21 protein-coding genes (1 of these 21 cut by a window edge) are annotated in these 21,584 nt (G+C 69.4%); 15 read left to right on the top strand and 6 right to left on the bottom strand.

Annotation, left to right across the window (positions count from 1 at the left end; all coding sequences use genetic code 11):
- Both QNA08_RS15210 and QNA08_RS15205 read left to right on the top strand, forming a co-directional pair.
- On the top strand, positions 1–1,356 hold the 3' portion of the coding sequence (locus tag QNA08_RS15210) for a M23 family metallopeptidase (protein WP_283741580.1). It extends 702 nt beyond the left edge of the window; the window shows 1,356 of its 2,058 coding nt (coding positions 703–2,058); the start codon falls outside the window, past its left edge; its stop codon occupies positions 1,354–1,356.
- A 126-nt stretch (positions 1,357–1,482) separates the two neighbouring features.
- Positions 1,483–2,406: an AEC family transporter gene (locus QNA08_RS15205; protein WP_283741579.1), complete on the top strand. Its 924-nt coding sequence runs from the start codon at positions 1,483–1,485 to the stop codon at positions 2,404–2,406.
- Here the strand turns inward: QNA08_RS15205 and gluQRS are convergent.
- Positions 2,399–3,298: a tRNA glutamyl-Q(34) synthetase GluQRS gene (gluQRS, locus tag QNA08_RS15200; RefSeq protein ID WP_283741578.1), complete on the bottom strand. Its 900-nt coding sequence runs from the start codon at positions 3,296–3,298 to the stop codon at positions 2,399–2,401. The two genes, QNA08_RS15205 and gluQRS, sit on opposite strands and share 8 nt — an antisense overlap.
- A 184-nt stretch (positions 3,299–3,482) precedes the next feature.
- Here gluQRS and QNA08_RS15195 point away from each other — a divergent pair, with 184 nt between their 5' ends.
- Together QNA08_RS15195 and QNA08_RS15190 are read left to right on the top strand one after the other, a co-directional pair.
- Positions 3,483–4,130 carry a DNA-3-methyladenine glycosylase family protein gene (locus tag QNA08_RS15195; protein ID WP_283741577.1) on the top strand — a complete coding sequence of 216 codons (648 nt, stop codon included), beginning with the start codon at positions 3,483–3,485 and terminating at the stop codon, positions 4,128–4,130.
- Positions 4,131–4,209: 79 nt separating this feature from the next.
- Entirely contained in the window at positions 4,210–4,893 is a 684-nt protein-coding gene (locus QNA08_RS15190; protein ID WP_283741576.1) for an alpha/beta hydrolase, read from the top strand.
- A gap of 35 nt (positions 4,894–4,928) precedes the next feature.
- Here QNA08_RS15190 and QNA08_RS15185 read toward each other — a convergent pair whose 3' ends face one another.
- On the bottom strand, positions 4,929–5,708 hold the full coding sequence (locus tag QNA08_RS15185; RefSeq protein ID WP_283741575.1) for an HpcH/HpaI aldolase family protein: 780 nt from the start codon (positions 5,706–5,708) through the stop codon (positions 4,929–4,931).
- 116 nt (positions 5,709–5,824) lie between these two features.
- The gene (locus QNA08_RS15180; protein WP_283741574.1) at positions 5,825–6,145 is read right to left on the bottom strand and encodes a DUF1476 domain-containing protein; all 321 of its coding nucleotides are present in this window, start codon (positions 6,143–6,145) and stop codon (positions 5,825–5,827) included.
- Positions 6,146–6,588: 443 nt separating this feature from the next.
- Here QNA08_RS15180 and purC point away from each other — a divergent pair, with 443 nt between their 5' ends.
- The 4 genes from purC to purQ all read left to right on the top strand — a co-directional run bounded on the left by purC (position 6,589) and on the right by purQ (position 9,079).
- Positions 6,589–7,383: a phosphoribosylaminoimidazolesuccinocarboxamide synthase gene (gene purC, locus QNA08_RS15175; RefSeq protein ID WP_283741573.1), complete on the top strand. Its 795-nt coding sequence runs from the start codon at positions 6,589–6,591 to the stop codon at positions 7,381–7,383.
- A gap of 136 nt (positions 7,384–7,519) precedes the next feature.
- Entirely contained in the window at positions 7,520–8,011 is a 492-nt protein-coding gene (locus QNA08_RS15170; protein ID WP_283741572.1) for a hypothetical protein, read from the top strand.
- Between the two features lie 108 nt (positions 8,012–8,119).
- Positions 8,120–8,362, top strand: a complete 243-nt coding sequence (gene purS, locus QNA08_RS15165) for a phosphoribosylformylglycinamidine synthase subunit PurS (protein ID WP_283741571.1) — start codon at positions 8,120–8,122, stop codon at positions 8,360–8,362.
- 18 nt (positions 8,363–8,380) lie between these two features.
- On the top strand, positions 8,381–9,079 hold the full coding sequence (purQ, locus tag QNA08_RS15160; protein ID WP_283741570.1) for a phosphoribosylformylglycinamidine synthase subunit PurQ: 699 nt from the start codon (positions 8,381–8,383) through the stop codon (positions 9,077–9,079).
- Positions 9,080–9,142: 63 nt separating this feature from the next.
- On the opposite strand, the gene QNA08_RS15155 is transcribed toward purQ, so the two are convergent.
- Positions 9,143–10,366 carry a vWA domain-containing protein gene (locus QNA08_RS15155; protein ID WP_283741569.1) on the bottom strand — a complete coding sequence of 408 codons (1,224 nt, stop codon included), beginning with the start codon at positions 10,364–10,366 and terminating at the stop codon, positions 9,143–9,145.
- A gap of 222 nt (positions 10,367–10,588) precedes the next feature.
- On the opposite strand from QNA08_RS15155, the gene purL reads away from it, so the two are divergent.
- From purL to grxD, 3 genes are read left to right on the top strand one after another with little or no spacing between them, the layout of a single operon-like run.
- Positions 10,589–12,826 carry a phosphoribosylformylglycinamidine synthase subunit PurL gene (gene purL, locus QNA08_RS15150; RefSeq protein ID WP_283741568.1) on the top strand — a complete coding sequence of 746 codons (2,238 nt, stop codon included), beginning with the start codon at positions 10,589–10,591 and terminating at the stop codon, positions 12,824–12,826.
- A gap of 34 nt (positions 12,827–12,860) precedes the next feature.
- Complete coding sequence (locus tag QNA08_RS15145) at positions 12,861–13,097, top strand: BolA family protein (RefSeq protein WP_283741567.1); 237 nt, start codon at positions 12,861–12,863, stop codon at positions 13,095–13,097.
- Between the two features lie 49 nt (positions 13,098–13,146).
- Positions 13,147–13,488 (top strand): Grx4 family monothiol glutaredoxin, encoded by a 342-nt coding sequence (gene grxD / locus QNA08_RS15140; RefSeq protein ID WP_283741566.1) that lies wholly within the window; start codon positions 13,147–13,149, stop codon positions 13,486–13,488.
- A gap of 88 nt (positions 13,489–13,576) precedes the next feature.
- Here the strand turns inward: grxD and QNA08_RS15135 are convergent, their stop codons facing one another.
- Together QNA08_RS15135 and tlpA are read right to left on the bottom strand one after the other, a co-directional pair.
- The gene (locus QNA08_RS15135; RefSeq protein ID WP_283741565.1) at positions 13,577–14,902 is read right to left on the bottom strand and encodes a methyl-accepting chemotaxis protein; all 1,326 of its coding nucleotides are present in this window, start codon (positions 14,900–14,902) and stop codon (positions 13,577–13,579) included.
- A 117-nt stretch (positions 14,903–15,019) separates the two neighbouring features.
- Complete coding sequence (gene tlpA / locus QNA08_RS15130; RefSeq protein WP_283741564.1) at positions 15,020–15,667, bottom strand: thiol:disulfide interchange protein TlpA; 648 nt, start codon at positions 15,665–15,667, stop codon at positions 15,020–15,022.
- A 24-nt stretch (positions 15,668–15,691) separates the two neighbouring features.
- Between tlpA and argH the strand changes: the two genes are divergently transcribed.
- From argH to QNA08_RS15110, 4 genes are all read left to right on the top strand, one after another.
- Positions 15,692–17,101, top strand: coding sequence for an argininosuccinate lyase (argH, locus tag QNA08_RS15125; protein ID WP_283741563.1), 1,410 nt, complete (start codon positions 15,692–15,694; stop codon positions 17,099–17,101).
- Positions 17,102–17,189: 88 nt separating this feature from the next.
- A complete protein-coding gene (gene lptM, locus QNA08_RS15120) occupies positions 17,190–17,432 on the top strand; it encodes an LPS translocon maturation chaperone LptM (protein ID WP_283741562.1) in 243 nt (80 codons plus the stop codon).
- A 35-nt stretch (positions 17,433–17,467) separates the two neighbouring features.
- Positions 17,468–18,736, top strand: coding sequence for a diaminopimelate decarboxylase (gene lysA / locus QNA08_RS15115; protein WP_283741561.1), 1,269 nt, complete (start codon positions 17,468–17,470; stop codon positions 18,734–18,736).
- A 154-nt stretch (positions 18,737–18,890) separates the two neighbouring features.
- On the top strand, positions 18,891–21,512 hold the full coding sequence (locus QNA08_RS15110; protein ID WP_283741560.1) for a TIGR02302 family protein: 2,622 nt from the start codon (positions 18,891–18,893) through the stop codon (positions 21,510–21,512).
- Positions 21,513–21,584 lie beyond the last annotated feature (72 nt).

The following is a 21,584-nucleotide window of genomic DNA, read 5'->3' as shown; positions in this document are numbered from 1 at the left end:
CGGCCGGTCCTGCCCCTGCCGCCGCAGCTCATGCTGTCCCGCACGCTGCGACAGCCCGATGCCATCGCCGGGCTGCAGGGCTATGCGAACCCCGTCGATACCCCTTTCTCGGGCCTCGAAGTCCGCGTCGTGCCCGAGAACGTCACCGTCCTCGCCAAGAAGGATGCGGCCGGCAAGGACCCGCTCGTCGAAGAACGCATCGTCGTGCTCAAGAAGGGCGAGACGCTCGAGCAGATGCTCAAGGCCAATGGCGCAACGCCCGAGCAGATCAGATCGATCCTCGCGGCAATCGCCGATCGGCTGAAGCTCTCCGCCGTCGGCGAGGGCCAGCAGGTCAAGCTCCTGATCGCCCCCGGCCCACGCAATGGCGATGCGCGCCAGATCATGCGCGTCACGCTGCTCGACGAGCAATCGATCCAGGCCATGGCCGCGGTCAACGACCGGGGTGCCTTCGTGCCGGTGTTCTTGCCGCAGGACGAGGTCGTGGCGCGCGGCCCGGGCGATGCGGAGGAAGAGGAGGAAGACGAGGAGGACGAGGAGGGCGGCAGCGGCGCCCGGCTCTACGCCAGCCTCTACGAGACGGCGCTGAAGAACGAGATCCCGCGCCACATCGCTGACGAGATGGTGCGTATCTTTGCCTCCGACGTCGATTTCCAGCGGCGCGTCACCGGCGGCGATTCGCTCGAGATCTTCTACAGCGAGGACGAGGAAGGCGACGGCGCGCGCGCGGAGATCCTCTATGCCTCGCTCTCGGTTGGCGGCGAGACGCGCCGTGTCTACCGCTACCAGTCGCCGGACGACAACACGATCGACTATTTCGACGAGGAAGGACGCTCCCTCAAGAAGTTCCTCATGCGCAAGCCGATCACGGACGCCATCATGCGCTCCGGCTTCGGCTACCGGCGCCATCCGGTGCTCGGCTATTCGAAGATGCACACCGGCGTCGACTGGGCCAACAAGATCGGCACGCCCATCCTCGCGGCCGGCGACGGTGTCGTCATCAAGGCGGGGTGGGAATCGGGCTACGGCAAGCACACCCAGATCCAGCACGCCAACGGCTATGTGACGACCTACTCCCACCAGTCCGCCTTCGCGCGCGGCATCGCCCCGGGCACCAAGGTCCGCCAGGGGCAGGTCATCGGCTATCTCGGTTCCACGGGCCTCTCGACCGGTCCCCACCTGCACTACGAGGTGCTCGTCAACGGCCACTTCGTGAACCCGATGAAGATCAAGGTGCCGCGTGGACGCGAGCTCGACGGCCGGGCGCTCGCGGAATTCAGGCGCCAGCGCGACCAGGTGAACGACCTCGTCGCCAAGGCGGCAACCTCCACCGTCGTCGCCCAGCAGGGGCGTTGAGGCTCCGGCACTCGCGCCGCAGCCTGACTCCCTCGCGCGTCAGAACATGCCAGCCTTGCGCTCGGCAGTCTTTCTCCACCCGCCGGCCCGGACGAAGGTCGCGGCAGGCTCCTTCGATCAGCCGCAATGCTCGCCGTTCTTCTCGTCGTCCTGCCCGTTGCCAGCCTCATTGCCGTCGGCTTCTTCGCCCGGCTCGCGAATCTCGTGAGCGACCGTGCGGGCGAAGGCATCTCCGACTTCGTCTACGCGCTCGCCGTGCCCTGCCTCATCTTCCGGACACTCGCCAAGGCGCAGATCCCGGCGGTGCAGCCGTGGGGCTACTGGATCTCCTATTTCGCCGGCGTGGCCGTGGTCTGGGTTCTGGCGACGGTGGCCGCCCGTCAGCTCTATCGCGTCAACAGCGCCGAGGGCGTCGTGGCCGGCTTCTCGGCCGGGCAGGCGAACACGGTGCTGGTCGGCATCCCGCTCATCCTCAAGGCCTATGGCGAGGAGGGCGCGGTCCCGCTCTTCCTGCTCATTGCGATCCATCTGCCGATCATGATGACGGTGGCGACATTGCTCGTGGAAGGGCGTGGAGCATCGCCCGTCACCATCCTGCGCCGTCTCGTCACCCATCCGATCGTCGTCGCGGTGCTCGCCGGTTCCGCGAGCCGCCTCCTGCCGACGGGAGTGCCTGATCTCGCGTGGCTCATCATCGAGCCGATCGCCGGCGCCGCCGTGCCCTGCGCGCTCGTCGCCATGGGCATGGCACTCAGGCGCTACGGCCTCGGCTCGGGCTTCGGACTGCCGGCGGTGATCACCGTCCTCAAGCTCGTCGTCCACCCGCTCGTGGTCTATCTGCTCGCGACTCAGGCCTTCTCCATGCCGCGAGCCTGGGCGGGGGTCGCGGTGCTCTTCGCCTCCGCACCCTCGGGCATCAACGCCTATCTCTTCGCCGAGCGATACCGCTCCGGCGTCGGCATCGCCTCAAGTGCCATCGGCTTGTCGACGGTCCTGTCGCTCTTCACCACGGTCTTCTGGCTTGCCGTGCTCGGCGTCGGCGTCAACTGACGTCAGGCGCGAAACCGAGGCGCCGCAGCAGCGCGCCGGGCGTTGCGCCGCGCCCCCGCAGGTCGCGCAGCGATTCGGACTGCAGGCTCTTCGACAGCTTGCCCCCCTCGCCGTCCAGCACGAGCGGATGATGATGGTAGAGGGGTGTCGGCAGATCGAAGAGAGCCTGCAACAGCCTGTGCAGGTCTGTCGCCGCCTCGAGATCGGCGCCGCGCACCACGTGCGTCACGCCCTGGAGCGCATCGTCGAGCACGACCGACAGGTGATAGCTCGTCGGCACGTCCTTGCGCGCGATCACCACGTCGCCCCAGCGGGCGGGAACGGCCACGACCGGTTCCGCGCGGCCGTCCGGAAGCAGGCGCCGATAGGTCAGCGGCTGGCCGACGGCGGCGAGCGCGGCCGCCATGTCCAGCCTCCAGGCATGCGGTTCCCCCGCCGCGATGCGCCGCTCCGCCTCGGCCGCCGACAGGGCGCGCGCCAGTCCCGGATAGAGCGGCGCACCGGCCGGATCGCGCGGCCAGGGCCCGCCGTTCTTGCCTTCGCTGCGCGCGACGGCCGCCATGATGTCCCGGCGCGTCGCGAAACAGGGGTAGACGAGCCTTCGCTCGCGCAGGCTGTCGAGGGCGACCCGATATTCGCCGAGATGCGCCGACTGCCTGCGCACCGGCTTCTCCCAGCCGAGCCCCAGCCAGGCGAGGTCGTCGTAGATCGCCGCCTCGTATTCCTGCCGGCAGCGCCCGAGGTCGATATCCTCGATGCGCAGCAGGAAACGTCCGCCGGCGGCATGGGCCATGCGTGCGTTGAGCAGCGCCGAATAGGCATGGCCGAGATGAAGGAAGCCGTTCGGGCTCGGCGCGAAGCGGAAAACGGGTTGCTGGCGGACGTCAGACATTCGATCCGGCATCATCCGGGGGGGCGTGCTCCGGCAAGCGCTCCCGCACCTTCGCCGGGGCTCGACCGCGCCGCTCCAATCTAGCGACGGCGCGACCGTACATGGCAAGGGTCCGCTGCAGGCGGTCCACCGGGCGGATAAACGATCCTATGTTGCCTTCAGCCCCTTCACGACCGGCAGGACCATGATTCTCGATTCGGAAGACGCACTCACCGCGGCCCTCGAGGCGCTTGCGGCGCATGATCCGCTCTTCGCGCGCCTGCAGGCGGCGGGTGCGCGCCCGCCCTTGCGCAAGCGGGCGCCCGGCTTCGCCGGCCTTGCCGGGATCATCATCGCCCAGCAGGTGTCGACCGCGAGCGCCGCCGCCATCTGGGGCCGATTCGCCGAGCGCTTCAGGCCCCTGCATCACGAGGCCATCCTCGCCGCCGGCGACGACGATCTGCGGGCGGTGGGGCTGTCCCTGCCCAAGATGCGTACCCTGCGCGCCATCGCCCGCGCGATCGACGAGGGGACGCTCGATCTCGATGCGCTCGCCGATATGGACGCGGCGGCAGCACAGGAGGCCTTGACGGCCGTCAAGGGCATCGGTCCGTGGACGGCGGAGGTCTACCTGCTCTTCTGCCTCGGGCACGCGGACGTCTTCCCCGCCGGCGATCTCGCGCTGCAGGAGGCGAGCCGGCTCGCGCTCGACCTCGCGGCGCGCCCTGACACAGGCCACATGCGGCGGCTCGCCGAACGCTGGCGTCCCTGGCGCGGCGCGGCGGCCTACGCGCTGTGGGCCTACTATCGCATTGCCAAGGCCCGCGACGGGGCGCCGCTCCCGACCCCTTGAGCCGCGCGCATGGACCGGACGGGGTTCGCTTTCGCGCGCGGTCGCGCTACAGCATGCGCGACCATTCGAGGATTGTCCGATGCCTGCCACGCTCGACGGCCCACGTCTCGCACCGAAATCCGGCACGACGAGGCAGCTCGTCGTCTTCCTGCACGGCTACGGCGCCGACGGCAACGATCTCATCGAGATCGGCCGGCAGTGGCAGCGCTGGCTGCCGGATGCCGCCTTCGTCGCCCCGCATGCGCCCGAGCCGTGCGGCATGGCGCCCATGGGGCGGCAGTGGTTCGCGCTGACATTCCGCGATCCGTCCGAGCGGTGGCGTGGCGTCAATCGCGCCGCGCCGGCCCTCGATGCGTTCCTCGATGCCGAGCTCGCCAAACACCGTCTCGACGGCACGAAGCTCGCCCTCGTCGGCTTCAGCCAGGGCACGATGATGGCGCTGCACGTCGGCCTGAGGCGCGCCGTCGGCCCCGCCGCCCTGCTCGGCTATTCCGGCATGCTGGTCATCCCGGACAATCCGGGGCCGGATCACCTGCGGGGCGAGGTCCGGACACGCCCGCCGATCCTGCTCGTGCACGGCGATGCCGACGAGGTGATCCCGGTCGAGGCACTGTTCATGTCGGCTGAGGGCCTGTCGAACATCGAAGTCCCCTGCCAGTGGCACCTCGCCGCCGGTCTCGGCCACGGCATCGACGGCGAGGGCCTGCGGCACGGCGGCCTGTTCCTCGCGCAGTCCTTCGGACTGCCCTTCCCGCAACGCTAGCGGACGCTTCGCTCCGCAAGGAGCGGCGCTGCCCGTCAGACCGCCTCGCCGCGTGCAGTCGCCAGGGCCTGCTTGGCCGCGAGGCGCAGGAGTGCCGCATCGCTCGCCGCCGCCACGAGATCGACGCCCTTGCGGGCGAGATGCGCGGCATGGCCGGGGTCGTTGGCGTAGACACAGATGAACTTGCCGCGCGCGCGAGCGCGCGCGAGGACATGGTCGATCGCCTCGTCCACCCCCTTGCTGCCAGGATCGAGCGCCGCCCCGTCCGACAGTGCGATCGAGAGGTCGGACGGCCCGACGAAGACGCCATCGATGCCGGACACCGCCAGGATGTCGTCGACGACCGCGAGCGCCGCCCGCGTCTCGATCATGGCGATGGCGAGCGAACGCGCATTGGCCTCGGCAAAATAGGCCTGCGGCGCGAGGCCCGAGATCGCCAGTGCCCCATGAGGCCCCCAGCTGCGTTCGCCGATCGGCGGAAACTTCATGAAGGAAGCAAACGCCCGCGCGTCAGCGACGGAGTTGATCATCGGCGCGATGATGGCGGCTGCTCCGGCGTCGAGGAGCCGCGAGGCCGTCTGGAATTCGCCGACCGGAATGCGGGCGATGGCTGGCTTGCCCGCCGCTGCGACAGCCGGAATGGCCCGCACGACACCCTGGAAGTCCATGGCGCTGTGCTGCATGTCGAGTGTGACGGCATCGAAGGACTCGCGCGCCAGCGTCGCCGCCACGATCGGATCGGGGATGCCGATCCAGGCGGTGAAGGCGGTACCGGGCGCGGCGAGGCGCGCGGGCAGGTTGATGACGTCGGACATGCTCTCACCGGAAGGTCGAAGGGGCGGTGCGAGCGGCAATGCTGTCACGCGGGGCCGCTGTGGGGCAAACGGGCGCACGGCATGCCGCGCATGCGCCCCGCACATCGGCGCGAGCCTTACTGCGAGCGAACCTCGTCGATGGCCTTGGCCATCAGCTCTTCCATGGTGCGACGAATCTGGTGATCGGACTGCGAGACGCCGGCCGTGTCAAAATCCGCCCGCACCTTGCGGAACACGTCGTCCTCGCCCGCTTCTTCGAAATCGGCCATGACGACGCTCTTGGCATAGGCTTCCGCCTCCGCGCCCTGCTTGCCGAGCTTTTCGGCGGCCCACAGACCGAGGAGCTTGTTGCGCCGGGCGGTTGCCTTGAAGCGCAGCTCCTCATCGTGCGCGAACTTGTTCTCGAAAGCGGCCTCGCGGTTGTCGAAGGTCGTCATCGGCTTCGTCTCTCCCCTATGCTGCGATGCCGACGGCGGGCTTGCGATCCCGTGCCCGCCGGGCTGCGAGCGACCGAAACTGCGGACGGACGGTTACCAGCGAATGAAGGTCGCGCATCCGCCGACGGTCCATGATGGGTCAATTCGTCGTGGCGATATAGAGGGCGGCGGGCGCGAACGCCAGTGCCCCACGCCGGGCGCGTCCGTGCGGGCGCGGCGCGGCGTCGCCTTGCCCGGAGCCCGTTTCCCCACCATATCCAACCGCAAGCAACGGAAGGACGGGCTGCGACGACGTTCCTTGTGGCCGAACATTGTACTCCCGCGCCCAATCGGTTAGGTTGCGGCCCGCGGGCGAGGGCTTTGTCCGCCATGCTGTCAAGGCCTCGAACCGGTCCCCGCCCGCTTCGAGCCGCGGACCTTTTCTACGGAGCCACGGCAACACAATGGACTTCCTCAAAACACGGTATACGCCGATGAACCGTCGCCGTCGTATCTACGAGGGCAAGGCAAAGGTGCTCTACGAGGGCCCGGAGCCCGGCACCCTGATCCAGCATTTCAAGGACGATGCGACCGCCTTCAACGCCAAGAAGCACGAGGTGATCGACGGCAAGGGTGTGCTCAACAACCGCATCTCCGAGTACATCTTCCAGAACCTCAACGACATCGGCGTGCCGACTCACTTCATCAAGCGGCTCAACATGCGCGAGCAGCTGATCCGCGAAGTGGAGATCATTCCCCTCGAGATCGTGGTGCGGAATGTGGCGGCGGGATCGCTGTCGCAGCGCCTCGGCATTGAGGAGGGCACGCAGCTGCCGCGCTCGATCATCGAGTTCTACTACAAGAACGACGCGCTGGGCGATCCGATGGTCTCGGAGGAGCACATCACCGCCTTCGGCTGGGCGACACCGCAGGAGATCGACGACATCATGGCGCTCGCCATCCGCGTCAACGATTTCCTCTCCGGCCTCTTCCTCGGCGTCGGCATCCGCCTCGTCGACTTCAAGATGGAGACAGGTCGCCTGTGGGAAGGCGACATGATGCGCATCGTCGTGGCCGACGAGATCTCGCCCGATTCCTGCCGCCTGTGGGACATCAAGTCGAACGACAAGATGGACAAGGATCGCTTCCGCAAGGACATGGGCGGCCTGATCGAGGCCTATTCGGAAGTGGCGCGGCGCCTCGGCATCCTTTCCGAGAACGAGCGCCCCGGCCACAGCGGCCCGCGCCTGGTGCAGTGAGCATCGGCACAGCGGCGTTCGCACGACAAACGGGGGCCGCGCGCCCCCGTTTTCACGAGATCCCCGTCCACTCTCGTTCTGCCCTTCCCGTGCGATGACCGGCCGTCTCCGCCCGCTGCGGATCGCTCTCGCGCCCATGGCGGCGGCCCTGGTCGCCTCCTGCGGCGGCTACGGACCCGGCTTCGCCGAACTGCCGGCGGCGAGCGGCTGGGAGCGCCCGCCGGTGCGCGACTGGCTGATCAACGACGGGCTGACGCCGAGGGAATGGGTGGTGTGCCCGCGGCCCGCCTGCCGCCAGGAGGCGATGGTGGTCGCCTTCGAGGCCCGTGGCGAGACCGCCCGGCAGGTCGCGGCGACGCTGGCACGGCCGGACCGCCTTCTGGCAGCCCCGGCCGACAGGAATGAGAGGGCGAAGCGCAGGAACCGAGCCCATGCGCGCGCCGAGCCATTCGCGACCGGAGGCTTCCGCGGCGCGCGCGTCCTCATCACGCCGGGCGACGGCACGGGCCGGGCCGCGGCAGTGGTCATCCTCGCCCGCGACGAGGGCGACCGGCTGCGCCTCCTCCTCTCCATCGCCCCGGACATGGACGCCGCCAGTGCCAATGCGCAGGCGGCGGTGCACGGGTGAGTCGCGCTCCCGGGCGCCCTTCCCGCTACCGAGGTCCCGCCCCACGGTTGAGTGCAAGGCGATTTCGCTCTATGCGGGGGCGTTCCGCCCGAAAGCTCGGAGACCTGCATGAAAGCCCGCGTGACCGTGACCCTCAAGACCGGCGTGCTCGATCCGCAGGGCAAGGCCATCGAAGGTGCCTTGAAGTCGCTCGGCATCGAGGGCGTCGGCAGCGTGCGCCAGGGCAAGGTCTTCGACCTCGAGCTGACGACCGCGGACCGGGAGGCCGCCGAGGCCGTGCTGAAGGACGCCTGCGAAAAGCTCCTCGCCAATACGGTGATCGAGAACTATCGCATCGAGATCCAGGGCTGAAGAGGTAGCGAGGTCGCGATGAAGGCCGCCGTCATCGTTTTTCCCGGCTCCAACCGCGACCACGACGTGGCGCGCGCCCTCCGCCAGGCCGGCGCGACCGTCGTCAGCGTGTGGCACGCCGACCATGAGCTGCCCGCCGGCACCGACCTCGCGGTGCTGCCTGGCGGCTTCTCCTACGGCGACTACCTGCGCTGCGGCGCCATCGCCGGCCGCGCCGCCATCATGGACGCCGTGCGGGCGCATGCCGCCCGGGGCGGCCTGGTGCTCGGCATCTGCAACGGCTTCCAGATCCTGTGCGAGTCGGGCCTGCTGCCCGGCGTGCTCATGCGCAACGCGGACCTGCACTTCGTCTGCCGGCGCCAGCACCTCCTCGTCGAGCGCGCAGACACCCCCTTCACCAATCGCTACGCGCGCGGGCAGGTGATTGACGTGTGCATCGCCCACGGCGAGGGCAACTACGCCGCCGATGCCGAAACCTTCGCCCGGCTCGACGGCGAGGGGCGTGTTGCCTTCCGCTATTGCGACGCCTCCGGCACGGTGACGCGAGAGGCCAATCCGAACGGCTCCTTCAGCGCCATCGCCGGCATCTATTCCGAGCGCTTCAACGTGCTCGGCATGATGCCGCATCCGGAAAACCTGATCGACAACCTCGTCGGCGGCACCGACGGGCGCGGCCTCTTCGACAGCCTGGTTGCCGGCCTGAGGACCGCCGCCTGACGGGCCGACGCCTCGCGCTGTGCCGGCCAGAACCCGCCGCCTTGGGCGGCGGTCCGCTGCGCCTCACTGCGTCAGGCGGAGCGAGGCGATCTCCTGGGCGATCTTCTGGAACACCGGCGACAGTTCGCTCGCCGATTTCACGTCGTAGAACATCTCCGATGAGGTGGCGCAGCTGCGCAACAGCCCCGCATCGCCCTCGATCACCCGGATCGTGTAGAGGCGCACCTTCTGATTCTTGACCGAGTTGCAGGCCCGCCGGGTGCGGTCGTCAATCACGCTGCCCGAGTCCCCGAACCTGTTCTGCGTGTTGTCACCGTCGGTCAGCACGATCATGAACTTTTCGAGATCCTCGGTGCCGAATGCGGCAGCGCCCGTATAGGGCTGGTGCGGTGAGAGCGTTGCGAGGCCGTGGGCAACGCCGATGGTGATGTTGGTGTTGCCTGTGGCGACCATGCTATCGATCACCGTCTCCAGCTTGGCGAAGTCGTCCGTCAGCGGCTGCACCCGCGCGATGTTGGTGACGCAGCGCATGGCCGGATAGAGCGTCGCGCGGCCCTTCACGGGATCCGGCGCCGTGTCGTCGACGTCGTAGGACTTGTCGCGGTCGGTCAGGCAGCCGGCCCAGGAATATTCGTTGACCTTGTCGCCCGGGTTCATGCCCGCCGGGTTGAATTCAATGATCGCCTTCTTGTTCACGAAGGCCGTGTCCATGCGGACCTGGGTGGCGAAGGGCACGACCGACACGCGGATGACGCCCTTCTCCGGCGAGGCCGTCTTCAGGATGTTCAGGAGGTCCTTCGACGCCTTCTTGAGTTCGGTCATCTTGTTGCGGGAGGACATCGAGCCCGTGTTGTCGAGGACGAGCGCGAGCTCGATCTTCTTCAGGCCCCAGGTTGCCTCCGTCTGCGCGGAGACGGAGATGGAGTCTTGCGAGAAGAGGGACATGAAGCCCGCCGGCACCCTGGCTTCGGCGGTGACGAAGATCTTCTTGTCGGTGCGTTTCAGGTCGAAGACGGGATCCATGTCGTCCCCGGCCACCTTGAAGTTGGCCTTCAGAATGGCGAGGGCGCGGGCCTTGAGGATCTTGTCGTCGGGCGTCGAGGCCGCCTCCCGCGCCGCCGTGAGTGCTGCCGCGTCGAGCGCCATGTGCAGTTGCGTGCGCGCGGCGGCGGCGCGCGAATAGTCGATGGCAACGCCGATCGCCAGGATCAGCGGCAGGAGGATGAGCGCGAACATGATGGCGATGCCGCCGCGCTCGTCTCGGCGGAAACGTGCAGTAAGAGACATCGGCATGACACTCCCAGGCCTTGGGCCGCGCCGTGAAGGCGCTCCGTCATGCCATGCATTCCTTGCGAAACTCTGGATGCAATCGCAGACTCAGCCCCGATTTCGGCCTTGGGCATGAAGCCGCAGCCGTTCGGCGGCGCCGGGCCGGCGATTGCCTTGCGGGGCCCAAGCAGCTATGGCCGGGGCTCGAGATGTCTCCCGTCAGCCCGTGCCGAGCCCGCGATGAGCCAGACAGCGCCGAAGACCGAGCCCAAGGTCGCTCCCAAGATCACGCCCGAACTGGTCGCCGAGCACGGGCTGAAGCCTGACGAATACGAGCGCTTCGTCGCGCTCATCGGCCGGGAGCCCACGATCACCGAACTCGGCATCGTCTCGGCCATGTGGAACGAGCACTGCTCGTACAAGTCCTCGCGCCTGCATCTGAAGACGCTCCCGACCACGGCCCCCTGGGTCATCCAGGGGCCGGGCGAGAACGCCGGCGTCATCGACATCGGCGACGGGCTCGCCTGCGTCTTCAAGATGGAGAGCCACAACCACCCCTCCTACATCGAACCGCACCAAGGGGCGGCAACGGGGGTCGGCGGCATCCTGCGCGACGTCTTCACCATGGGTGCGCGCCCCGTCGCGGCCCTCAATGCCCTGCGCTTCGGCTCGCCCAATCATCCGAAGACCCGCCACCTCGTCGCGGGGGTCGTCGCCGGCATCGGGGGCTACGGCAATTCCTTCGGCGTGCCGACAGTCGGCGGCTCGGTCGGCTTCCATACGCGCTACGACGGTAACATCCTCGTCAACGCCATGGCCGTGGGGCTCGCCAAGGCGAACGAGATCTTCTACGCCAAGGCGACCGGTGTCGGTAACCCGATCGTCTATCTCGGCTCCAAGACCGGCCGTGACGGCATCCACGGCGCCACCATGGCCTCGGCCGAGTTCGACGCGAACTCGGAGGAGAAGCGCCCCACTGTGCAGGTGGGCGACCCCTTCGCCGAGAAGCTCCTGCTCGAGGCCTGCCTCGAACTCATGGCCTCGGGCTCGGTCATCGCCATCCAGGACATGGGCGCGGCGGGCCTCACCTGCTCGGCCGTCGAGATGGGTGCCAAGGGCGACCTCGGCGTCGAGCTCGACCTCGACGCCGTGCCCTGCCGCGAGGAGGGCATGAGCGCCTACGAGATGATGCTCTCCGAGAGCCAGGAGCGCATGCTCATGGTGCTCGATCCGGCCAAGCACGACGTGGCCGAGGCCATCTTCCGCAAATGGGGGCTCGACTTCGCGGTGGTCGGCAAGACGACGGACACGCTGCGCTTCGTCGTCAAGCACAGGGGCGAGGTCATGGCCGACCTGCCCATCAAGGAACTCGGCGACGAGGCTCCCGTCTATGATCGGCCGTGGGTCGAAAGCGCGAAGCAGCCGGTCATCCCGCCGCAGGCGGTCAATGCGCCGATGACGAACGGCGAGGCGCTGACGGCGCTCATCGGTTCGCCGGACCTCGCCTCCAAGCGCTGGGTGTGGGAGCAGTACGACCACCTCATCCTCGGCAACACGGTGCAGACGCCGGGCGGCGACGCGGCCATCGTGCGCGTCGAGGACGGGCCCAAGGGCCTCGCCATGACCACCGACGTGACGCCACGCTATTGCGAGGCCGACCCCGTCGAGGGCGGCAAGCAGGCGGTCGCCGAAGCCTGGCGCAACATCACCGCGGTCGGCGGCCTGCCGCTCGCCGTCACCGACAACCTCAACTTCGGCAATCCGGAGAAGCCCGAGGTCATGGGCCAGTTCGTCGGCTGCATCCGCGGCATCGGCGAGGCCTGCCGGGCGCTCGACTTCCCCATCGTCTCGGGCAACGTGTCGCTCTACAACGAGACGCAGGGCCGCTCCATCCTGCCCACCCCGACCATCGGCGGCGTCGGCCTCCTCGACGACGTCACACTGCATGCCACCATCGCCTTCAAGGCCGCCGGCGACGTCCTCCTCCTCGTCGGCGAGACCAAGGGCTGGCTCGGCCAGTCACTCTACCTGCGCGACATCTGTGGCCGCGAGGAAGGTGCCCCGCCGCCAGTCGACCTCGCGGTGGAGAAGAGGAACGGCGGCTTCGTGCGTGGCCTCATCCGCAGCGGGCGGGTCAAGACCGTGCACGATCTCTCCGACGGCGGCCTGCTCGTCGCCCTCGCCGAAATGGCCATGGCCTCCGGCATCGGCCTTGCTCTCGACGCCCTCCCCGGCGGGCTGCCGGCACATGCCTTCCTCTTCGGCGAGGACCAGGCGCGCTACGTGCTCGCCGTTCCGGCCCGGGAGGCCGAGCGCATCCTGGCCGAGGGCAAAGCCGCCGGTGTCGCGGTCTCGCGGCTCGGTGTCACGGGCGGCGATGCGTTGACCCTGCCCGGCGAGGCGCCCATATCTTTGAACGGTTTGAAGGAGCGCCACGAATCGTGGCTGCCGGGCTACATGGCCGGCCAGATCGGGTGATCCGCGACCGGGGCGATCCAGGGGGACGACGCACATGGCCATGGACGCGCGCGAGATCGAGGAGATGATCAAGGCGCATATTCCCGACGCGAAGGTGGAGATCCGCGATCTCGCCGGCGACGGCGACCACTACGCCGCGACCGTAATTTCACCGTCGTTCAAGGGCAAGAGCCGCGTGCAGCAGCACCAGATGGTCTATGCCGCGCTCAAGGGGCGCATGGGCGGAACCCTGCATGCCCTTGCACTGACGACGCTCGCCTCCGACAATTGAACTGAGGAAGGCCGCCGCCCTTGAACGGCGCGCCGCAAAGGAACGAAAGATGACTGACGCTCACGCCTTTATCGACAACGAGGTGAAGACCAACGACGTGGTGCTCTTCATGAAGGGCACGCCGCAGTTTCCCATGTGCGGCTTCTCGGGCCAGGTCGTGCAGATCCTCGATTACCTCGGCGTGCCCTACAAGGGCATCAATGTCCTCGAGAACGAGGCCGTGCGTCAGGGCATCAAGGACTACACCAACTGGCCGACCATCCCGCAGCTCTACGTCAAGGGCGAGTTCGTCGGCGGCTGCGACATCGTGCGCGAGATGTTCCAGTCGGGCGAGCTGCAGCAGCATCTCGCCGACAAGGGCATCGCCGTGAAGGCGCCCGCGAAGGGCTGAGCCCGGCTTTCGCGATCGGGAAGGGGCTGCGACGGCGCCCTTCTTCTTCGGCGCTGACGGGTCATCCCGCTGCGCCTTCGGCGCGGCGTCATGCGGCGCGCACGTCGTCGAAGAACACGGCCACGCAGGCTGCGAGGTCGGCTGCCGTCTGCGACAGGCGCCCGGAAGCCGCCACCATCTCGCCCGCCTGGCTGGCCATGGCCGAGACGGCCTCGCCCGCCGCCACGATCTCCTCGACCGAGCGGCGCGTGCTGTCGGCCGATGCGTCGATGTTCCCGGTCATCTCGGCGGTGGCCGCCTCCTGCGCGTCGATCGCGTGGCGGATGGCGCCGGAGACAGCCATCATCCCCTGCATGGTGCTCGCCACCTCGGCGATGTCGGTCACCGTCTGCTGCGTGCGTCCCTGAATCTCCGCGATCGCCGCGGCGATCTCTCCGGTGGCGCGGCTCGTCTGGCCGGCGAGCGCCTTGACTTCCTGCGCCACCACCGCAAAGCCGCGGCCGGCCTCGCCTGCCCGGGCCGCCTCGATGGTGGCGTTGAGCGCGAGCAGGTTCGTCTGCGCTGCGACGGTCGAGATGAGGTCGACGACCGAGCCGATGCGCTCGACGGTCTCGGCGAGCATGGCGATCGAGCTGCGCGAGCGCTCGATGGCTGCCGCTGCCGTGTCGGCGGAGGCGAGGCCGCGCTCGACCTGCGTGCTCACCCCCTCGAACGAGTGCCTCAGGTCCTGGGTGCCGGTCGCCGTCTGCCAGACGCTGGCGAGGCTTTCCTCGGCGGAGCGCACCGCCGCCGCGTTGCGCCGTGTCGTGGCATCGGCGACGGCCTGCAGGTCGGCGGACGTGACCGCGAAGGTGGAAGCGGCATCGCGCAGGGCCGCGACGATGCCGTAGACGGAACCGTCGAAACGGGCGATCGCGCTCTCGATCATGGCGCGCCGCGCCACCGCCGCCTCGCCGGCCGCGGCCGATTCCAGGGCGGCGATCGTCGCGATGTCGAATCCTGCCAGGCGCGACAGGAGCGCACGGGCCGCGCGGCGCCGCCCCCACCATAGTCTCCGGTCGATCGCCGCGCCCGTCCGCACGGCGAGCAGGTTGGAGAACATGATGTGCGAGCGAGGGCTCGTGCCCAGATGCTTGTGCCCCTGCATCAGGCGTTCGGCGCTGGCGCGATAATCCTCCCCGAGATCCCCCGCGAAGAGCACGGCGACATGCTCCGTCTCCAGCGCGACGATGTCCCGCTCGTGCCTGCGGAACAGCTCACCAAGGGTGGGGATCGCCCGGTGCCGGGCGAGATATTCCTCGACGACCGCCGGCAGGACCGATGCGACGAACGGCTCGAGCGCGCGGATCGCCGGCCCGCAGGCGTCGAGATCATAGAGCCGCACGCGGTCCGCGAGCGTGATGACGGTCTGCATGCAATCGATCCGGCGCGGAAGAACAGCCGTGACGGGCGAGCCTAGGGAGGGATTGCCTAACGTCCCGTTACGCATGCAGGTACGCGGCCCCGCGGGCGGGCGGGCAGCCGCCGCCCGTCAGCGCCCGAGGGCGGCGCGCAGCAGGGCCACGGCGTCGTCCGAGGCCCATTCCGCCGGCCCCGAGAGATGGGCGAGCTCGCAGCCGTCCTTGCCGACGAGCACCGTCGTCGGCATGCCAAAGGCCTTGCCGACGGCCTTCAGCTCCTGGAACGTCTTGGCCTCAGGGTCGGAATAATAGGCGAGGTTCCTGACACCGACTTCCGCGAGCCAGCTCTTCGGCCGGTCGAGATTGCGCGTGTCGATGTTCACGGCCACGACCTCGAAGTCCTCCGCGCCGAGCTTCGCCTGCAGGGCATCGAGCGCCGGCATCTCCTTGCGGCAGGGTGCGCACCAGGTCGCCCACAGGTTGAGCAGGACCGTCTTGCCCTTGAAATCGGCGAGCGTCCTCGGCTTGCCGTCGGGGCCGGTGAAGGCGAGAGCCGGCAGCGCTCGCGGCTCCTTCGCCACCTGCACGGCCGCGACCTCGCCCCTGGCGAGCGGCGCCATGCGCTCAACGACCGGCGCGGCTGCGCGGCATTGTGCGTTCTCGCCGTTGCCGCCGGACGGTCGCGTCCCGTATAGGGCTGCGGCAGCTCCGATCACCGCCAGACCGGCGATGGCGGCAAGGACGAGAGGGCGGCGCGAGCTTTTGGTCGTGTCGGTCATGGCACCCAGGAACGGTGAGGAACGATGAGCAACCGGATGTGGGGGGGCCGCTTCGCCAGCGGTCCCGATGCGATCATGGAGGAGATCAACGCCTCCATCGATTTCGACAAGCGTCTTGCCGGCCAGGACATCCGCGGCTCGTTGGCGCATGTCGCCATGCTCGCCGAGACGGGGATCGTCGCCACGGCCGATGCCGACGCGATCGCGAAGGGTCTCGCGGCCGTCCGCGCCGAAATCGAGGCGGGCGACTTCACGTTCTCGCGGGCGCTCGAAGACATCCACATGAACGTGGAATCGCGGCTGAAGGACATCGTCGGCCCCGCCGCTGGGCGGCTGCACACGGCACGCTCGCGCAACGACCAGGTCGCCACCGACATGAAGCTGTGGGTGCGCGACACGATCGACACGCTCGACGAGCAGATGGCCGATCTGCAGCGGGCGCTGGCGGAGAAGGCGCTTGCCTTTGCCGGGGCCGTCATGCCGGGCTTCACGCATCTGCAGTCGGCCCAGCCCGTGACCTTCGGCCATCACCTGCTCGCCTATGTCGAGATGCTCGGCCGCGATCGCGGCCGCCTCGCCGACGCGCGCAAGCGGCTCAATGAATGCCCGCTCGGCGCCGCGGCGCTCGCCGGCACCTCCTTCCCCATCGACCGCTTCATGACGGCCCGACTCCTCGGCTTCGACCGGCCGACGGCGAACTCCCTCGATTCGGTGTCAGACCGCGACTTCGCCCTGGAGACCCTCTCCGCCGCGGCCATCTGCGCCGTTCACCTGTCGCGCTTCGCCGAAGAAATCGTGCTGTGGACGACGCCCCAATTCGGCTTCGTGGCCCTGTCGGACAAGTTCACAACCGGCTCGTCCATCATGCCGCAGAAGCGCAACCCCGACGCGGCGGAGCTCACGCGCGGCAAGGCCGGGCGCGTGCTCGGCGCCCTGCAGGCGCTGCTCGTCGTCATGAAGGGCCTGCCGCTCGCCTATTCCAAGGACATGCAGGAGGACAAGGAAGGAACCTTCGACGCCCTGCAGTCGCTCTCCCTGTGCCTCGCCGCGGTGACCGGCATGGTGCGCGACATGCAGCCCGACCTGAAGCGCATGAAGCGCGCCGCCGGCATCGGCTACGCCACGGCGACCGACCTCGCCGACTGGCTGGTGCGCGTCATCGGCATGCCCTTCCGTGACGCCCATCATGTCACCGGCCGGCTCGTTGCCCTGGCGGCAGAGCGCGGCGTCGACCTGGAGAAGCTGCCCCTTACCGACATGCAGGACGTCGAGCCCCGGATCACCGAGGACGTATTCGGCGTGCTGGGCGTCGAACGTTCGGTGAGAAGCCGCACGAGCTACGGCGGCACGGCACCTGCCAACGTGCGTCGCGAGGCGCGACGCTGGCTGAAGAAGCTGGAGAAGGGGCGCAAGGCCAAGCCCGCCGGCTCCTGAGCCCGACGCTGCGGCGCGGAGCCCCATCACGGGGCTCGCGCGGTCCGATCCTTTCGCTATAGTGCGCCCGACTTCGGAGATCCCGCCGGTGCCTCGATCCCTCCCGCCTTACGTCCGCCTCGCGCTCGTCGCAGCCGGCCTGTCGCTCCTCGTCGCCGCCTGCGGCCGTCGTGGCCCGCTCGAACCGCCGCCGGACCCGTCCGCCCCCAAGGAGGAGAAGGCGGAGCCGGGGGGCGGCAGCATGACCCCCTCGCCCATCGGCACGCCGAAGAAGCAGCCGCGCGCGACGAGCGTGCCGAACGAGCCCTTCATCCTCGATCCGCTTCTCTGACCTTCCCTTCCGGCGCAGATCCGGCGGCCAGACCCATGCACCACTTCGCCTATCGCGGCGGCGTCATGCACGCCGAAGATGTCGATCTTCGCAGCATTGCCGAGACGGTCGGCACGCCGTTCTACTGCTACTCGACGGCGACGCTGGAGCGGCACTTCCGTGTCTTCTCGGAAGCCTTTGCGGACGTGCCGTCGCTCGTCTGCTACGCGCTCAAGGCGAATTCCAACCAGGCGGTGCTCGCGACGCTGGCGCGCCTCGGCGCCGGCATGGACACCGTGTCCGAGGGCGAGCTCAGGCGCGCCCGCTCGGCCGGCGTGCCGGCCGAACGCATCGTCTTCTCGGGCGTCGGCAAGACGCGGGCCGAGATGGCCTATGCCCTCAGCGAGGGCATCCTGTGCTTCAACGTCGAATCGGAGCCGGAGCTCGAAGCGCTCTCCGAGGTCGCCGCCAGCATGGGCCGGCCGGCGCCCATCTCGATTCGGGTCAATCCGGACGTGGACGCCAAGACCCACGCCAAGATCTCGACCGGCAAGTTCGACAACAAGTTCGGCATCCCGATCTCGCGCGCCCGGGAGGTCTATGCCCGCGCCGCGCGCCTGCCGGGCATCGCGGTGACCGGCGTCGACATGCACATCGGCAGCCAGATCATCGACCTCTCGCCCTTCGACAACGCGACGGCCCTTCTTTCCGAGCTCGCCCGCGACCTGATGGCGGACGGCCACCGCCTGCATCACATCGACGTGGGCGGCGGCCTCGGCGTGCCCTACCGCGAAGACAACGAGCCGCCGCCGGATCCGCAGGCCTATGCCGCCATCATCAAGCGACATGCCGCGGGGCTCGGCCTGAAGCTCGTCTTCGAGCCGGGGCGGCTCATGGCCGGCAACGCCGGCATCCTCGTCACCCGCGTGATCTACGTGAAGGAGGGCGAGGGCAAGACCTTCGTCATCGTCGACGCGGCAATGAACGACCTGATCCGCCCGACCCTCTACGACGCCCATCACGACATCAAGCCCGTGGTGCAGGCGGCGGTCGATGCGCCGCGCCTCGTCGCGGACGTGGTCGGCCCGGTGTGCGAGACGGGCGACTATCTCGCGCTCGGCCGCGACCTCACGGACGTGAAGCCCGGCGACCTCCTCGCCGTCATGACGGCTGGGGCCTACGGCGCCGTGCAGGCGTCGACCTACAACACCCGCCTCCTCGTGCCCGAGGTGATGGTGCGCGGGGCGGACCACGCCGTCGTCCGGCCGCGCCCGACCTACGACGATCTCATCGGCCTCGATCGCCTGCCTCCCTGGCTCGGCTGAACACGCCGCTCGCTTGATGGTGATCGCACCGATGCCGCATTCGTCGGCCTAACATGACGCGGCGCCGCGCTGGAGGATGGCCATGCGCGCGCGCCGTGCTACCCTCCTGGGCGAGGGGCTGGACAGCGCCCGGCGGGGCGCAGGGAGATCCGGCATGAGCAACGCGCCGAGGCCGAGCGACAGCCTTGTGCGGTCGGCCGATCGCACCAGGTTGCGCCTTGCGCGCCTTGTCCGTCGCGCCCGGCTCGCCCTCCTGTGGGAGGCCCTGTGGAGGGCGCTGTGGCCGCCACTCGGCATCCTCGTCCTGTTCGTCGCCGCCTCGTGGTTCGGCCTGTGGCTCGCGACGCCGCCCGGCTGGCGCGAAGGCGGCGTGCTGTTCTTCGGGGTCGCGCTGCTCGCGTCCCTCATCCCGCTCCTGCGCCTCGCGCGGCCCGCTCGCCGCGATGCCCTCGCACGCCTCGATCGCGATTCCGGCGTCGCCCATCGCCCGGCGAGCACGCTGGATGACACGCTCGCCCTTGGTCGGGACGATTCCGGTACGCAGGCGCTGTGGGAGCTGCACCGGCGGCGCACGCGAGCGGCCATCGACGCGCTGCACGTGGCGCCGCCGCGCCCGGGCATGGCGATGCACGACCGCCGCGCCCTGCGCGCTTTCGCCATCGTGGCGCTCGTCGGCAGCGCCTTCGTCGCCGGACCGGAAATGGGGCCGCGCCTCCTCTCCGCCTTCGACTGGCGCGACGGGACGGCGCAGGGGCCCGCCTTCCGCATCGACGGTTGGATCGATCCGCCCCTGTACACGCGCCTGCCCCCGCAGCTCATCGATCTCGGTGCGTCTCACGGCCAGACGATCCGCGTGCGCGCGCCTGTGAGGAGCACGCTCGTCGTGCGCGCCTCCGGCAAGGCCGACGTGACGCCCGTGCCGAGCTCCGGATTGCGCGCCTTCCCTCCCGCTGCGGCAGCCAAGCCGGACCTGACGGAAAGTCGCTTCGCCGTGGAAGGCGATGCCCGCCTGATCCTGCGCTCCAACGCGGCCCCCCTGCCGGATCTCGTCATCGAGGCGATCCCCGACAGGCCGCCGGAGGTGCGCCTGTCCGGGGAGCCACAGGTCAATGCGCGCGGCTCGCTGACCCTCGCCTATCGCATGAAGGACGACTACGGCATCGCTTCGGCCGAGGCGCAGATCGAGTCCGACCAGCGGGCCGGCCGGCGCTCGCTCGTGCCGCCGCCGCGCATTCCCCTGACCCTGCCAGCCGATCCGGCCGCCGACGAGGATACGCACACCACGAGCGACCTGTCCGCCCATCCCTGGGCAGGGGCGCGCGTGCGGCTCGCGCTCGTCGCGCGTGACGAGGCCGGCCAGGAAGGCCGCAGCGACACCGTGACCTTCACCCTGCCGCAGCGCCCCTTCACCAAACCCCTCGCCAAGGCGCTCGTCGAGCAGCGGCGCCGGCTCATCCTCGCCCCCGACGAGACGCGGCCCGTGCTTGCCGCCCTCGACGCCCTGATGGTGGCGCCCGATCGCTTCACGCCGGAGCTCGGCATCTATCTCGGCCTGATCCTCGCCTCCTCGCGCCTCGCCAAGGCGAAGACGGACGCCGACCTCATCGACGTCGCCGAACTCCTGTGGACGATGGCCGTGCAGATCGAGGACGGCGACCTGAGCGAATCCGAGCGCGAGCTGCGTGCCGCCCAGGAAGCGCTGCGTCAGGCGCTGGAGCGCGGCGCGAGCGAGGACGAGATCCGCAAGCTCACCCAGGACCTGCGCCGGGCGCTCGACAATTTCCTGCGCGAGTTCGCCGAACGGCAGATGCGCGAGAACCGCGACCGGCCCCCCGACGCGCGCGCCGACGTGCCGATGCGGACGATCACGCCGAACGATCTCAAGAACATGCTCGACCGGCTCGAGGATCTGGCGCGGCTCGGCGCGACGGCCGACGCCCAGCGGCTGCTCGAGGAGCTGCGCAACATCCTGGAGAACCTCCAGACGGCGCGCCCCGGCCGCCCCGGCGACCCGATGGCGCGCGAAATGAACCGGTCGCTCGAGGAACTCGACCGGATGATCCGCGACCAGCAGACCCTGCGCGACGATACATTCCGCGAGGGCGAGGAGTCCATGAGCCGGCGCCTCAACCGCAACCGCCAGCGTGCCGACCAGGGCCAGCCCGGCGAGCGCCCACGCGGTCAGCGGCAGCGCGGCAGCCGGCAGGACGGCGGCGACCAGAGCCAGGCCGAGCAGGGCGAGATGGGTGACGACGGACAGGATCCCGCCCGGGGCCTCTCGCAACGCCAGCAGGCCTTGCGCGAGCGGCTGGAAGAACTGAAGCGCCGCATGAAGGGCTTGGGCCTTGAGGGCGATCCGGGCCTCGACGATGCGGAGCAGGCCATGCGTGACGCCGAGGGCCAGCTCGGCCAGGGCAACCCCGGCGATGCGGTGGACGCTCAGGGACGCGCGCTCGACGGGCTCAGACGCGGCGCCCAGGGGCTCGCCCAGCAGATGCTTGGCGACGGCGACGGCACGGAGCAGGCCGACGGCATCGACGGCCGGCCTGGCCGGGCCACCGACCGCGGTCGCGGCGGTCCGCGCGACGAGGATCCGCTGGGGCGCCCAACCCGCAGCCGCGATTGGTCGGATGGGCGCGTCAAGGTGCCGACCGCCGAGGAATCGGCCTCGGTCAGGGCTCGCCGCATCCTCGAGGAGCTGCGCCGCCGGCTCGGCGAGCCGATGCGTCCGCAGGAGGAGCTCGACTATCTGGAGCGGCTGCTGCGGCGTAATTGAATGCCGCAGCCCTTCGCCGCAGCGCGCAGCGGTTTCATGAAGCTGCGCGCCGGGCTATCTGAGCGGCATGAA

This window comes from Chelatococcus albus (assembly GCF_030067675.1).
Classification (GTDB): Bacteria; Pseudomonadota; Alphaproteobacteria; order Rhizobiales; family Beijerinckiaceae; genus Chelatococcus_A; species Chelatococcus_A albus.
Note: the sequence above shows the minus strand (reverse complement) of the source record. Positions and strands in the feature narration are given on the sequence as shown.

Bases quoted from the DNA above. Each gene is read 5' to 3' on its own strand.
- gluQRS (WP_283741578.1), bottom strand. From the start codon at position 3,298: ATGTCTGACGTCCGCCAGCAACCCGTTTTCCGCTTCGCGCCGAGCCCG.
- purS (WP_283741571.1), top strand. From the start codon at position 8,120: ATGAAAGCCCGCGTGACCGTGACCCTCAAGACCGGCGTGCTCGATCCG.
- QNA08_RS15155 (WP_283741569.1), bottom strand. From the start codon at position 10,366: ATGTCTCTTACTGCACGTTTCCGCCGAGACGAGCGCGGCGGCATCGCC.
- argH (WP_283741563.1), top strand. From the start codon at position 15,692: ATGAGCAACCGGATGTGGGGGGGCCGCTTCGCCAGCGGTCCCGATGCG.
- QNA08_RS15135 (WP_283741565.1), bottom strand. From the start codon at position 14,902: ATGCAGACCGTCATCACGCTCGCGGACCGCGTGCGGCTCTATGATCTC.
- QNA08_RS15110 (WP_283741560.1), top strand. From the start codon at position 18,891: ATGAGCAACGCGCCGAGGCCGAGCGACAGCCTTGTGCGGTCGGCCGAT.
- lysA (WP_283741561.1), top strand. From the start codon at position 17,468: ATGCACCACTTCGCCTATCGCGGCGGCGTCATGCACGCCGAAGATGTC.
- QNA08_RS15205 (WP_283741579.1), top strand. From the start codon at position 1,483: ATGCTCGCCGTTCTTCTCGTCGTCCTGCCCGTTGCCAGCCTCATTGCC.
- QNA08_RS15190 (WP_283741576.1), top strand. From the start codon at position 4,210: ATGCCTGCCACGCTCGACGGCCCACGTCTCGCACCGAAATCCGGCACG.
- QNA08_RS15185 (WP_283741575.1), bottom strand. From the start codon at position 5,708: ATGTCCGACGTCATCAACCTGCCCGCGCGCCTCGCCGCGCCCGGTACC.
- tlpA (WP_283741564.1), bottom strand. From the start codon at position 15,667: ATGACCGACACGACCAAAAGCTCGCGCCGCCCTCTCGTCCTTGCCGCC.
- purC (WP_283741573.1), top strand. From the start codon at position 6,589: ATGGACTTCCTCAAAACACGGTATACGCCGATGAACCGTCGCCGTCGT.
- QNA08_RS15195 (WP_283741577.1), top strand. From the start codon at position 3,483: ATGATTCTCGATTCGGAAGACGCACTCACCGCGGCCCTCGAGGCGCTT.
- QNA08_RS15180 (WP_283741574.1), bottom strand. From the start codon at position 6,145: ATGACGACCTTCGACAACCGCGAGGCCGCTTTCGAGAACAAGTTCGCG.
- QNA08_RS15145 (WP_283741567.1), top strand. From the start codon at position 12,861: ATGGCCATGGACGCGCGCGAGATCGAGGAGATGATCAAGGCGCATATT.
- grxD (WP_283741566.1), top strand. From the start codon at position 13,147: ATGACTGACGCTCACGCCTTTATCGACAACGAGGTGAAGACCAACGAC.
- QNA08_RS15170 (WP_283741572.1), top strand. From the start codon at position 7,520: ATGGCGGCGGCCCTGGTCGCCTCCTGCGGCGGCTACGGACCCGGCTTC.
- purQ (WP_283741570.1), top strand. From the start codon at position 8,381: ATGAAGGCCGCCGTCATCGTTTTTCCCGGCTCCAACCGCGACCACGAC.
- purL (WP_283741568.1), top strand. From the start codon at position 10,589: ATGAGCCAGACAGCGCCGAAGACCGAGCCCAAGGTCGCTCCCAAGATC.